Source organism: Sphingobium sp. IP1 (assembly GCF_002708645.1).
Classification (GTDB): Bacteria; Pseudomonadota; Alphaproteobacteria; order Sphingomonadales; family Sphingomonadaceae; genus Sphingobium; species Sphingobium yanoikuyae.
The window spans coordinates 1-12,086 of sequence record NZ_NOIW01000053.1; the positions used below are offsets into that span (position 1 = coordinate 1).

Below are 12,086 nucleotides of genomic sequence, written 5' to 3' on the forward strand. Positions count from 1 at the left end.
CCATCAACCCACTCCCTATGATGGAGCGAACTGTCCTCTTCTATGATTTCCATCGTCAATACCGAATGCCACGTTCCCAAAACGTTCTCCGACTTGGCCAAAATCGCAGCTTGGGGCCGACTGGGCCAGGCTAGGACAGGCGGGGCAGGGGGCTTCTCTCAACGTCCGCACACTCGGTTCAAACGGGATGGGTGCCAGGCATCTGATCCGCCTCGGACGATGGTCAACCGGGGCTCAAGCGATTACCATACGGGGACAACCGGTCGGTTGACCCCGTTAGATGGATTGTGACAAATGCCCTTGATCGGTTACGCCCGCGTTTCTACCGACGAACAGGATACCTTCGCCCAGATTAGTGAGTTAAGACGCGCAGGCTGTGTAACCCTATTCGAGGACCGGGCCAGCGGCGCTAGCCGCAGCCGTCCGAAACTGGCCAGCGCGCTCGCAGCGGTGGGACAGGGGGACACCCTCGTGGTTGTGCGGATCGATCGCCTCGCACGATCGTTGTCACATTTGCTGGAAATCGTCGAAGCGCTCCGCGCCAAGGGAGCGTATTTTCGCTCGATCAATGATCCGATCGACACCAGCAGCCCGCAAGGGATGCTGATGACACAGATGCTTGGCGCCTTTGCGGAGTTCGAACGTGCGCTTATTCGCGAGCGGACGCGGGCAGGGCTGAAGGCCGCGGTTGCGCGCGGCGCCAGACCGGGAAATCCGAAGATGCGCGCGAGAGACCCGTCGGCGATAGGCGACTTGCGCCACAGTTTGAAGGAAAAGCATCTTCACGAATTGGTCGATGGCCGGCTTCGATGGCTGCCAATCGTCGAGCGGTTGCGACCGCACTTACCCTGGAGCTTGGTGCTCCGGCGTATTCAGGCGCTTAAGCCGCCGGTGCGGTCGTTTTCCGAGCGTACCCTGGTGAAGGCATGCCGAACGTTGGTCGAAGCGGGCTACGCTGATCGGGTGATACTCGAGGCGGCGCCGCGATTGGCTCCCGACAGTCGGATCGCATTGCTGGTGGCCGACAAGCTCAACAACGATCCAGATGCTACTCTTCGCAGCCTCGCGACGTGGTTGAGCAAGGATTTGCGAGAGCCAACGCCGCGCAAAGGTACGCAATGGTCGCCTGAGGGGGTGAGGCGCGTGATTTCTCAGGCGCGGAATTTGGGCTTGATCGTCGTGCCGAAGTTACCGGCGACCTTATCGCCGTGAATGCCGGAGAAGGTCGGCTGCGGGCCGAAAGGCGACTGACAGCTTCCAGCGCAGGAGAGGCATGAAGTTGCCGTACAGATCCACCTCCGCATGCGTTGCTGCTTGACCAAACGCATTCGCCATACGATATGCGCCGGCAAGGCGATGGATTTCCGCCGGGCTTCGGCCGAACCGCCTTCGGGCTGATGATTCCTACCTGATGCGTTTTCGCAACAAGGAGGAATCGTGCGCGCTAAATTCGCAATATTGCTGTCGAACCTGAACGTCCTGACCTTTGTTCGGGACCGGCACGACCATGCTCTGTCCGTGTTGCGTTGGCTGGCGCTCCTTGTTCCCATGGCGGCGGCGGTGGGCAGTCTCTGCGCAGCCTTCCTCTGGAGCCTGGATATTGCCACGCGCACGCGCTTTGCGCATCCATGGCTGCTGTTCCTCCTGCCGGTCGGCGGGTTCGCGGTCGGGCTGCTCTATCATCTGTTTGGCCGCAGCGTCGAAGGCGGCAACAACCTGATCGTCGAGCAGGTCCATGAACCGGGCGGCGGCGTACCTTTGCGCATGGCGCCGCTAATCTTCCTCGGCACCGTTGTCACGCACCTGTTCGGCGGCTCGGCCGGGCGAGAAGGGACGGCTGTGCAGCTGGGCGGCAGCCTTGCCAGCGCCTTCGCCACGATGTTTCGGCTTGATGCCGAGAGTACCCGCATCATCCTGATGGCGGGTATTGCCGCAGGTTTCGGGGCCGTTTTCGGCACACCGCTGGCAGGCGCCGTTTTCGCTCTCGAAGTGCTGGCAGTCGGCCGTGTGGAATATCGGGCGCTGGTGCCGGTACTGATAGCTGCGATTGTCGGCGACTGGACCTGTCACCAGTGGGGAATCCACCACGGATTGTACCATATCGACTATCTCCAGCGCGCGGTCGGACCGATTGCCGTCGACCCGGTGCTTCTGCTCGAGGCGGGCGTTGCCGGTGTGGCGTTTGGACTGGTCGGCCTGCTGTTCTCCGAACTGTCGCACGGCTTCGGCGACTTCGTGAAGCGCCACGTCCGCTTCGGGCCGCTGCGTCCCTTCCTGGGCGGCCTGGCGGTGATCGCTCTGGTCTATCTGCTCGGTACGCGCGACTATCTTGGCCTCGGCGTCTGGGCGCCCGACGCCTCGACACCCACCATCGCCGGCTTTTTCGCGCCGGGGCCTGACTACTGGAGTTGGGCGCTCAAGCTGCTGTTCACGGTCGTGACGCTGGGCACCGGCTTCAAGGGAGGCGAGGTAACGCCGCTGTTCTTCATCGGCGCGGCGCTCGGCCACGCCCTTGGCACCCTATTCGGCGCTCCTGTCGATCTTTTTGCCGGTCTCGGGTTCGTTGCTGTCTTTGCCGGGGCAGCGAACACGCCTTTGGCCTGCACCATCATGGGCATCGAACTGTTCGGTGCTACCCATGCCGTCTACATCGCCGTAGCCTGTTTCGTCGCCTATCTGTGCTCAGGCCACAGCGGCATCTACCTGTCTCAGCAGATTGCCGTCCCCAAGCATCCGCGCATTTCCATCAGCCCCGGCATTACGCTGCGGAGCGTTCGCGCCGCGCGCCCTCAGATCACAAAGCAGGATCTTCGTAAAAATGACTGACACGGCTATTCTCACGTCCAGCGAGATCGGCATGCTGCGTATCTACATGGCGCCGCGTGATACGGCAGAGCCGCGCAAGGCATGGAAGCTGTGGTCAGCACGCCCGCTCTATCGTGAGCTTGTCGTCCAGGCCAAGGCTGCCGGTCTGATGAACGCCGTAGCCCATCATACCCATTACGGCTTCAGCAACCACGGGCCGGTGCTCGATCAGGGCGCGGAAACGAGCAATCCCTATCTGACCATGTGCGTCGAACTGATCGGCCACCGCGCCGATCTTGAACTGTTCTGCCAGCGGCATGCCGCCCTGCTGTCGACGAAGGTGGTCATCTACAAACAGCTCGAACATTGGTCGATCGAAGCCCCGGCAAGGCCGCATCAGGAGAGCAAAGCATAAAGATCCTTTCCGTCATCGTCGGAGCCGACAGCACTGCGACATGCCTCAATGCAGCCGTTCTCGCAGCGCAGAGCGTGGGGGACTGTACAATCGAAGCGCTGAATGTCGTGGTCGATCCCGGCCTGCTCGTTGCCGCCAGCGAAGAGGTCGATATGCAGCGTCTGCGCGAACATTGGGAAGGCACGGCCAGCGAGCGATCGGCCGCCTGCCACACGGCTTTCGTGGCATGGACCGCAGGAGCCGCCCAGGACGCGCCACCCGTTGCCTGGCGAACCATCGTTGGGGATGAGCAAGTCGTGGTGACGCAGGAGGCGAACAATGCCGACCTGCTGGTCGTGATCGCCCACGAGCGAAACATGGACGGCGGGGACGCCCTGCATGCCGCGCTGTTCGATAGCCAGAAACCGGTGCTGATCGTCCCGGTTTCCTGGAAGCCCCAGCCCGGTCAGAGCTTTTCGCGTGTGGCTGCCGGCTTGAGCGACTCCGATGCGGCAAGGCGCGCCATCGAGGGGGCCACGCCCTGGTTGGAAGGCGCCACTGACGTCACCGCTATTCGGATCGGCGATGCAGGTGATCCGGCGCTCAAGCTGGAAGCGCTGCTCGACGATGCAGGGATTGCGCACCAGCTCCACGTCGTGCCGCGCTCGCACGAAAACCTTGGTCAGCAACTCCTGACTGAGGCCCATCTGGCGGGAGCGGATATGCTTGTGACGGGAGCCTATCGGCATAACCAGCTGATCGAATGGTTCGCAGGCGGAACCACCCGGCACCTGCTCGCCAAGGCGGACATCCCGCTCCTGATGGTTCGCTAAGGTTGAAGGGGGCGTGATCTGACGGGCGCATCGACACGACGCAGCAGAGACAGGTAGCATCGCGCGATGATCTCCATCCCGAACCTGACGCTCGCTTATCTGCTGCTCGAATGGGCGATCCGGCTCATCATGGTGGTGGTCATTCCGGTGCGGCGTCCGCCCGAAGCGGCGCGCAGTTGGCTGCTTCTCGTGCTGTTCTTGCCGGTGCCCGCCTTCATCCTGTACCGCCTGATCGGCCGGGCCGCGTTCCCATCCTGGCGGCGGGACCGCTTCAGGCGGGCGGCGCCGGAGCGGGAGAGTGCCGGGCAGGCGCTGATGAGCAGCAAAAGCGCGCCTTCCCGGACAGCTGTGCTTGCACAATGGCTGGGCGGTTTTCCAAACTGTGGGGGCAACGCCCTCCATCTGCTTGAGGACTATGACGGCACGATCGACGCTATGGTGACGGCGATAGATGCAGCCCATGTTCGGGTGCATCTGCTGACCTACATCTTCGCAGACGACCGGACGGGACAGAAAGTCGCAGATGCCCTTGGCCGCGCACATGCACGCGGCGTCGATGTCCGCGTCCTGATCGATGCGCTGGGCTCGCGCCCTTGGGCAAAACGCAGCCTACCGATGCTGGCGGACCGAGGCGTCACTGCCCGCCTGGTCCTGCCGGTTCGCTTCGCGGCGCTTCGCCGTGCGCGAAGCGATCTGCGCAATCACCGCAAGCTGTGCCTGATCGATGGCAGGGTCGCTTTCGTAGGGTCGCAGAATATTGTGAACCGCGATTTCAAGCCCGGGATCGTAAATGACGAACTCGTAGCGCGGGTTGAAGGCCCGGTTGTCTGCGCGCTCGATGCGGTCTTTGCCAGCGACTTGTTCCTTGAGACCGAACAGACCATCGCGGCCTTGCCCGTGCCCGATGCCTCAGGCGCCTCAGAATTGCAGGCGATGCCCAGTGGGCCAGACTACCGCGTGCCCGGCTATGAGCGATTGCTCGTCGAACTCGTTCACGAGGCGCAAGAGAATATCACCATTGTCTCGCCCTATCTGATCCCAGACGAAGCCCTGCTGACCGCGCTCAAGAACGCGGTCGCACGCGGCGTCGCGATCGACCTCGTCGTTTCGCGTGTCGTGGACCAGCGGCTCGTGAACCTTGCCCAGCGATCCTATTATAGCGAACTGCTCGAGGCGGGCGTACGCCTCCACCTCTACCGCGACAGGTTGCTGCACGCGAAGAACGTATCGATCGATGGCCGCATGGCCGTCATCGGATCCAGCAATGCCGATGTTCGCTCCTTCATGCTGAATGCCGAGATCAGCCTGATCTTGCATGATGAAGCGTCCACCGGACCTCTCGCGGATGTCCAACGGGGATACATCCGCCGAAGCGACTGACTTTTGCTGGAGGAATGGCGTGATCGCCCGCGTGTTTCCCGCTTCTGCGAAAATCTAGCTCGCCTCGTCAGTCCTTTGCTGTGACCTCGCGCCTGCGGTGCCGGAAGTGTGCGGCGAGGCCGACGAGGAGCAGCACCGCGAGTACGGGCAGCAGAACATGGCCCACATCGCGGACGCGGCCAAAAGCAGCCTCGATGCCCTCACCGAACAGGTAACCCAGGGTCACGAAGACTGTCGCCCAGACCACGGCCGCCAATGCGTTGATAGCCATGAAGCGGGAGGCAGGAAGCGCGGTCGTGCCGATCGCGATGGGGCTGACAGTGCGCAGGCCATACAGAAAGCGGAAGCCGAACACGAACAGCACTGGCCGCTGCTCGAACACATCGATGGCGCGGCGGAACGCGGCCTTCTGCTGGACGCGCCGAACATAGCGATGATCGCGGAACCGGCGGCCGAGGGCAAAGAAGATCTGGTCCGCGATACAGGACCCGAGTGCTGCCGCCGCGATGGCCGCCGGGTACGCGATCAGGCCACGGTGGACCATCACGCCGCCCAGCACGACCACCGTCTCGCCCTCGATCCCGGCGCCGAGGAACAGAGCGGCAAGGCCGTACTGGCTAAGGACCGCTTCAAGCGTCACGGCTTCTGCCGCTGGACCACCGCGCCTGCCTCATCCGGCGCGCCGGAACGGATTACGAGGAAGCGGCGCTCTGCAGGCGCGGCGTCCTTGACGATCTGCCGGATCGGGCCAACCGCATTGACGATCGCCGCGCCTGCCGGATTGGTCATGAACTTGGCCAGCGGCTCGACTGTATCAGTACCATCCTGACGCGCCGCCAGACCCAGCGTAAAGGTCTGCTTGGGCGCCAGTCCGGCGACCGCGGCCTGCAGGATCTGCACCTGCCCCTGATCGAACAGCGACACCTGGCTCTGTCCCTGACCTTCCAGCACGACCTGCACTTTGCCCTGCGCCTTGGCGAGCGGCACGAGGTTGTCGAGGCCTTGCCCCGAAGGCACGGCGCCGGGCACATAGGCGACGCCCTGCGGGCCCTGTCCGATCGGGATCGTGGCAATGACCTTGTTCGTGGCCGTATCTATGACGGCGACTGCATCGTCATTTTCCAGCCCGACATAGATCCGGCTGCCATCGCCTGAGGGCCAGAGCCCATGCGGCAGCGCGCCGACCGGCACCGAGGCGACTTGTTCGAAAGTGTCGGTCCGGAAGACCTTGACGATATTCTGCGTGCCGACCGTTACATAGGCGAACTGGCCTTTAGCTGTCCTGGCGATGTTGACGTGGTTGGTGATCGGCCCGGTGTCGATCGTCTTCATCACGGCGAAGGGCGGCTTGGCGTCGAAGACCATCACCTTGCCGACGTCCTTGAGCGTCAGCCATACCTGCTTGCCGTCAGGCGTGGCGGCGATGTCGGGGCAGAAGGGGCTGTCCTGCTTCACGCGGCCAACGATGCGCTTTGACCTGGTGTCGATGACGACGGTTTCTGGCGAGAAGCTGGAACAGACGTAGCCATATTTCCCATCGGGCGAGAAGATCGTCATGCCCGGCCCGTTGGGGACAGCAATACGGCCCGTCTCCTTGAAGGTGGTCCCGTCGAGCACCGCTATATAATCCTCGCCGCGCACGCTCACCCAGGCTTCTCGGCCATCGGGCCGGAAGAAGGCTTCATGCGGGGAGCGCCCGACATAGGCGGTGTGCTTCACGGCATTGGTCGCGGTATCGATGAAGCTGACCGAGTTGGACCCGATCGACACGACCGCCAGGGTACGGCGATCAGGCGAGAAGCCCATGCCATGGACCAGAAGCTGACCGCGATAAAGCGGGCTGAGATTTGCAGGCGTGGGATCGCCGAGCTTGATGACCCCCAGCAGCGTGTTCGTCGACGGATCGATGACCGATACCGTGTTGGAAAACTGGTCCGAAGTGTAGAAGCGGTCCTGCGCACTGACTGCCCTGTCGGGCTGGGCATTGGGGACCTGCTGCGCAGATGCCGGGAGTGCGACCAGGGCAGCCGCTATCGGCAAGGTGCATGACACGATGCTCAGCGTCTTGTTCATTTGTCGTCTCCCATGTGATGATGCGCGCCGGCAGCGGGGCCGGTCTTTTCGGCGAGGATGTCCTGCATGACGGCGATCTCCTGCCGCTGCTCGACGATGATGCCCTGAGCCAGACGGCGCAGGCGTTCGTCTTTTCCATACCTGAGTTCCGCTTCCGCCATCTCGATTGCGCCCTGGTGATGGGGGATCATTATTGCCGCGAAGTCGCGGTCCGGGTCGCCCGATGGCGCATTCATCATCGCATGGTGCATCCGCTCCATGGAGGCTGCCATCTGGCTTGAGAAGCCATCGGGCGATGTCGCCAGTGCGGCCGCCGATGCTGTCGCCGCGCAAAGGCCGGCCAATCCCCATAGCAGTTTCAAGTGAAGCCCTTTCGTCATGGCGCTCCGGCGATAACGCCCACAGCGGACGCAAGTGTCATCGTCGCAGTGCGCAACGGAAAAAATGCGAGCTGCTGAGGAGCATGTGCGCCAACGCAGGCGTTGCCTATCGAACGGATGGCGCAACCGTCGCGATCGATCCAACCGATGATTTTTGTAGTTTCGACAGGATTTGACGATCAATGGTCTGGCTGGATGATCCCGCGTTGATCGCCGAACGCAAAGCGGCTCTTGGTGCGCCGCACATCGCGCCGCTGGAGATATGGCGTGAGGGGCTCGTTGGCGCAGGACACCCGGTGCCGCATTTCGACCCGTTCGATGGCGGCATAAATGCGCGCCTTCTCCTGCTTCTTGAGACGCCGGGGCCCGGGCCTGATCGCACTCGCTTCGTGTCGCGGGACAATCCGTCAGGCACAGCTCGGAACCTTCGCCGCTATCTTGAGGCTGCAGGCATTGGCCGAAACGACATCGTTCAGTGGAACTGCGTGCCCTGGATCGTCCACGCCCCCGGCGCCCGCAATCGCGCACTGCGCCGCGCAGAGATTGCCGAGGGTCTCGCAACGCTTCCCGGCCTGCTTGCGAAACTGCCGTGCGTGCGGGTCTGCATATTGGCGGGACGGGTGGCTGCAGGTGCGGAGGCGCTTATCAAAGAGGCGCGGCCCGATGTATCAATCATCACCATGCCCCATCCTAGTCCGGCCAATGTCTGCAACAGTCCTGATGTCGGCCAACGGATCGCGAGCGCGCTGGTGGCCGCCAGGACCGTACTAATCGAATGATCTTAAAATACGATTGGAATGATATAATCAATGCGTTGGAGTGATTGATAGGGCTGAGGTATCGATGGTGACAGGAGATCACCATGACCCTTGAACAATTGCGCATCTTTGTAGGTGTCGCCGAACGCGAACATATGACGCGGGCCGCAGAGGCACTGGGCGTGACCCAGTCCGCCGCCAGCGCCGCGATTGCCACACTGGAAGCCAGACATGACGTTCCGCTCTTCAACCGCGTGGGTCGCGGCATCGAACTGACCGAGGCGGGTCGCATGTTCCTCGATGAGGCACGCGCCGTCCTTGGCCGCGCCGCGACGGCGGAGCTTACCCTGGCCGAGTATGGCGGCCTGAAGCGCGGAACCCTGCGCCTTGTCGCCAGCCAGACCATCGCCAGCTACTGGCTCCCTTCGCGCCTCGCCCAGTTCCACAGCCGTCACCCGGCGATCCGCGTCGAACTCGCAATCGACAACAGCGAAGGTGCGGCAGCGCGGGTACTGGATGGCCGCGCGGAACTGGGCTTTGTCGAAGGTTCGATCGACCAGCCCGCACTCGCCCACTGGAAAGTCGGCGAGGACCGGATGCTGCTTATCTCGGGGCAGGCTGTCGATACCATCAATGAGGACTGGGTGCGCGGCGCCAACTGGATCGTGCGAGAGCACGGGTCCGGCACGCGGTCGAGTTTCGAGGATGTGCTGCGTGATCGCGGTATCGATCCGGCAGACCTGGACATCGCCATGACGCTGCCGTCCAACGAAGCCGTACGGTCTGCTGTCGAGGCCGGCGCTGGCGTCGCGGTCCTGTCCGAACTGGTGGTGCGCCGCGCGCTTGCTGCGGGGCACCTTCATGAATTGCCGCTCGCGATGCCAGCCCGTCCATTTGAGGCGTTACGCCACAACGAACGGTATCGCACTCGGGCAGCCGACGCGCTGACCGAACTGGTCAAGGAGTTTGGATGATGACCACGGATATCAAGCCCATCCTCGAAGGGATGCGCCCGCTCAGCCGGCTCGATCACCCGCGCGAGATGATCCGCCAGTTCACGCCCAACTGGTTTGCCGCAACCATGGGCACGGGCATCCTTGCGCTGGCCCTCCCGCAGATGCCGGGCATCGGCGCTTCGCTCAAGCCGGTGGGAGAAGTGATGTGGTTCTTTAACATCGGGCTCTTCACCCTTTTTACCGCGCTCTATACCGCGCGCTGGATCCTGTTCGGCCACGAAGCGCGGCGCATCTTCGGGCACAATACCGTATCGATGTTCATCGGCACGATCCCGATGGGCCTCGCCACGATCATCAACGGCTGTCTCGCATTCGGTATCGCGCGCTTCGGCGAGGGCATCGTGCCGGTCGCCACGGTCTTGTGGTGGATCGACGCCGCCATGGCGGTGAGCTGCGGTGTGCTGATCCCGTACTTCATGTTCACGCGCCACCAGCATTCACTCGATGGGATGACGGCGGTGTGGCTGCTGCCGGTCGTGGCGGCCGAAGTGACGGCTGCCAGCGGAGGACTGTTGGCGCCGCATCTGGCGCAGGGCAGCGCACAGTTTGGGATGCTCGTCACGTCCTACATCCTGTGGGCCTATTCGGTCCCGGTCGCCTTCAGCATCCTGGCGCTGCTGATCCTGCGCATGGCGCTGCACAAGCTGCCGCATGAGGGCATGGCCGCATCGAGCTGGCTGGCACTCGGCCCCATCGGCACCGGCGCGCTGGGCATGCTGGTTCTGGGCGGCGATGCGCCTGCGATCATGGCCGGGCATGGGCTGGCCGATGTCGGCGCTGTCGCCCAGGGTATCGGCACAATCGCCGGCCTGCTGCTCTGGGGGTTTGGCCTCTGGTGGCTGGCGCTCGCCTCGCTCATCACCTGGCGCTACTGGCGGGCAGGTATCCCGTTCAACCTTGGCTGGTGGGGTTACACCTTCCCGCTAGGCGTCTTCACCGTGGCAACCTTTCGCCTTGGCACGACCCTGAACCTTGCCTTCTTCGGTATCGTCGGCACCGCCCTGACCCTGGCGCTCGCGCTGATGTGGATCGTGGTGGCCGCCAAGACCCTGATCGGCGGATGGCGCGGCAATCTGTTCGTATCACCCTGTATCGCCGCTACAAACTGATCGGGCATTGCGATCAGTAACGGCGTTCTGATCGCTTGCTTCTCACAGCAGCACCCGCCACCATTTTGCCCGAGAGGATACGACCATGGACAGACTGGATGCTGAGCTCGCGGCCGAAACAAGCCGCCGCCGTTTCCTGCAGAATGCCGCGCTCGGCGGTGCAGCCATCGCTGCCGCACCCGCTCTGGCGCAAGGCATCACGCAGGGTCTGACCGACCTGCATCTCCCCGGCGGCAATGCGCAGCGCCCAATGACGAGCGCATTTCCCGGCAAAGGAAGCATGATCCTCCAGCGCGTCCATCCGCCGTTGCTGGAAACACCGATGGATGTCTTCGACCGAGATGTGTTCACCCCCAATGACCAGTTCTTCGTGCGCTGGCATTGGGCGGACATCCCGACCTCGATCGACGTCGATGCCTTCCGGCTCACTATCCGCGGGCACGTCAACAAGCCGATCGCAATCAGCCTCGAACAGCTGATGCGCCTGCCGCGGGTGGAGATGGCCGCGGTGAACCAGTGCTCGGGCAATTCGCGCGGGCTGTTCCAGCCCCGCGTCCCCGGCGCGCAGTGGGGCAACGGGGCGATGGGCAATGCGAAGTGGCTCGGCGTGCGCCTGCGCGATGTGCTCGATCTGGCCGGGGTGAAGGCGGGGGCGGTCCAGGTCCGGTTCGGGGCGCTCGATCAACCTGTGGTCGCCGGTGCCCCGGACTTCGAGAAGGCGCTCGACATCGATCATGCCCGCGACGGCGAAGTGATGATCGCCTTCGGCATGAACGGCACGCAGCTGCCGCTCCTCAACGGCTTCCCGATCCGGCTGATCGTGCCGGGCTGGTACTCGACTTACTGGGTCAAGATGCTGAACGACATCGAGGTCTTGCCCGGGCCTGATGACGAATACTGGATGGCCAAGGCCTACAAGATCCCGGCGACGCCGGGCGCCAATGTAAAGCCCGGCGCCAAGGACTTCCCAACCGTTCCGATCAACCGCATGATCCCGCGTTCGTGGGTTACCAGTCTGGGCGAAGGTCAGCGGATCGCACACGAGGCCTCGATCCCGCTCGGCGGTATTGCCATGGGCGGCGACTGCGGCGTGGCACGGGTCGATGTGTCCACCGACGGCGGTCGCCACTGGTTTGCAACCAAGCTCGGACCGGACCACGGGAAGTACAGTTTCCGGCGGTGGGACGCCCAGGTTCCCTTGCCCGGCCCCGGAAAGACGTCGCTTATGTCGCGCTGCTGGAATACGGCAGGCGTCGCACAGCCGATGGCGCCGATCTGGAACCCTGGCGGTTTCATGCGCGGCAATATCGAAACCACTACCATCGTGACGGCATAAGG

General features: G+C 63.3%; 12 protein-coding genes and 1 riboswitch. Of the genes, 9 read left to right on the forward strand and 3 right to left on the reverse strand.

The annotated features are described in order from the left end of the window. Positions 1-294: 294 nt before the first annotated feature. The 5 genes from CG471_RS17585 to CG471_RS17605 all read left to right on the forward strand — a co-directional run bounded on the left by CG471_RS17585 (position 295) and on the right by CG471_RS17605 (position 5,412). Positions 295-1,212 (forward strand): recombinase family protein, encoded by a 918-nt coding sequence (locus CG471_RS17585; protein ID WP_017503726.1) that lies wholly within the window; start codon positions 295-297, stop codon positions 1,210-1,212. Between the two features lie 131 nt (positions 1,213-1,343). After that, positions 1,344-1,414: riboswitch (Fluoride riboswitch) on the forward strand. 23 nt (positions 1,415-1,437) lie between these two features. Further along, positions 1,438-2,826, forward strand: a complete 1,389-nt coding sequence (locus tag CG471_RS17590; RefSeq protein ID WP_010339505.1) for a voltage-gated chloride channel family protein — start codon at positions 1,438-1,440, stop codon at positions 2,824-2,826. After that, entirely contained in the window at positions 2,819-3,220 is a 402-nt protein-coding gene (locus CG471_RS17595) for a DUF190 domain-containing protein (protein ID WP_008830660.1), read from the forward strand. The genes CG471_RS17590 and CG471_RS17595 overlap by 8 nt, the downstream gene beginning before the upstream one ends. Beyond that, a complete protein-coding gene (locus tag CG471_RS17600) occupies positions 3,172-4,032 on the forward strand; it encodes a universal stress protein (RefSeq protein ID WP_230588551.1) in 861 nt (286 codons plus the stop codon). Before CG471_RS17595 ends, CG471_RS17600 begins: the two co-directional genes overlap by 49 nt. A gap of 66 nt (positions 4,033-4,098) precedes the next feature. Continuing rightward, positions 4,099-5,412 carry a phosphatidylserine/phosphatidylglycerophosphate/cardiolipin synthase family protein gene (locus CG471_RS17605; protein ID WP_037509278.1) on the forward strand — a complete coding sequence of 438 codons (1,314 nt, stop codon included), beginning with the start codon at positions 4,099-4,101 and terminating at the stop codon, positions 5,410-5,412. A 67-nt stretch (positions 5,413-5,479) separates the two neighbouring features. On the opposite strand, the gene CG471_RS17610 is transcribed toward CG471_RS17605, so the two are convergent. From CG471_RS17610 to CG471_RS17620, 3 genes are read right to left on the reverse strand one after another with little or no spacing between them, the layout of a single operon-like run. After that, positions 5,480-6,052 (reverse strand): DedA family protein, encoded by a 573-nt coding sequence (locus CG471_RS17610; RefSeq protein WP_037509276.1) that lies wholly within the window; start codon positions 6,050-6,052, stop codon positions 5,480-5,482. Beyond that, complete coding sequence (locus tag CG471_RS17615; RefSeq protein ID WP_008830656.1) at positions 6,049-7,485, reverse strand: beta-propeller fold lactonase family protein; 1,437 nt, start codon at positions 7,483-7,485, stop codon at positions 6,049-6,051. The genes CG471_RS17610 and CG471_RS17615 overlap by 4 nt, the downstream gene beginning before the upstream one ends. After that, positions 7,482-7,865 (reverse strand): DUF305 domain-containing protein, encoded by a 384-nt coding sequence (locus CG471_RS17620; RefSeq protein WP_037509275.1) that lies wholly within the window; start codon positions 7,863-7,865, stop codon positions 7,482-7,484. The genes CG471_RS17615 and CG471_RS17620 overlap by 4 nt, the downstream gene beginning before the upstream one ends. 206 nt (positions 7,866-8,071) lie before the next feature. On the opposite strand from CG471_RS17620, the gene CG471_RS17625 reads away from it, so the two are divergent. From CG471_RS17625 to CG471_RS17640, 4 genes are all read left to right on the forward strand, one after another. Next, complete coding sequence (locus CG471_RS17625) at positions 8,072-8,644, forward strand: uracil-DNA glycosylase (protein ID WP_231635506.1); 573 nt, start codon at positions 8,072-8,074, stop codon at positions 8,642-8,644. Positions 8,645-8,727: 83 nt separating this feature from the next. After that, positions 8,728-9,597, forward strand: coding sequence for a LysR family transcriptional regulator (locus CG471_RS17630; protein WP_099232703.1), 870 nt, complete (start codon positions 8,728-8,730; stop codon positions 9,595-9,597). Then, entirely contained in the window at positions 9,594-10,748 is a 1,155-nt protein-coding gene (locus CG471_RS17635) for a TDT family transporter (RefSeq protein WP_230588550.1), read from the forward strand. Before CG471_RS17630 ends, CG471_RS17635 begins: the two co-directional genes overlap by 4 nt. Positions 10,749-10,833: 85 nt before the next feature. Further along, a complete protein-coding gene (locus tag CG471_RS17640; RefSeq protein WP_008830651.1) occupies positions 10,834-12,084 on the forward strand; it encodes a molybdopterin-dependent oxidoreductase in 1,251 nt (416 codons plus the stop codon). Positions 12,085-12,086: the final 2 nt, after the last annotated feature.

Coding starts and splice junctions, on each gene's coding strand:
- CG471_RS17605 (WP_037509278.1), top strand. CDS start 4,099: ATGATCTCCATCCCGAACCTGACGCTCGCTTATCTGCTGCTCGAATGG.
- CG471_RS17640 (WP_008830651.1), top strand. CDS start 10,834: ATGGACAGACTGGATGCTGAGCTCGCGGCCGAAACAAGCCGCCGCCGT.
- CG471_RS17615 (WP_008830656.1), bottom strand. CDS start 7,485: ATGAACAAGACGCTGAGCATCGTGTCATGCACCTTGCCGATAGCGGCT.
- CG471_RS17630 (WP_099232703.1), top strand. CDS start 8,728: ATGACCCTTGAACAATTGCGCATCTTTGTAGGTGTCGCCGAACGCGAA.
- CG471_RS17635 (WP_230588550.1), top strand. CDS start 9,594: ATGATGACCACGGATATCAAGCCCATCCTCGAAGGGATGCGCCCGCTC.
- CG471_RS17595 (WP_008830660.1), top strand. CDS start 2,819: ATGACTGACACGGCTATTCTCACGTCCAGCGAGATCGGCATGCTGCGT.
- CG471_RS17585 (WP_017503726.1), top strand. CDS start 295: ATGCCCTTGATCGGTTACGCCCGCGTTTCTACCGACGAACAGGATACC.
- CG471_RS17620 (WP_037509275.1), bottom strand. CDS start 7,865: ATGACGAAAGGGCTTCACTTGAAACTGCTATGGGGATTGGCCGGCCTT.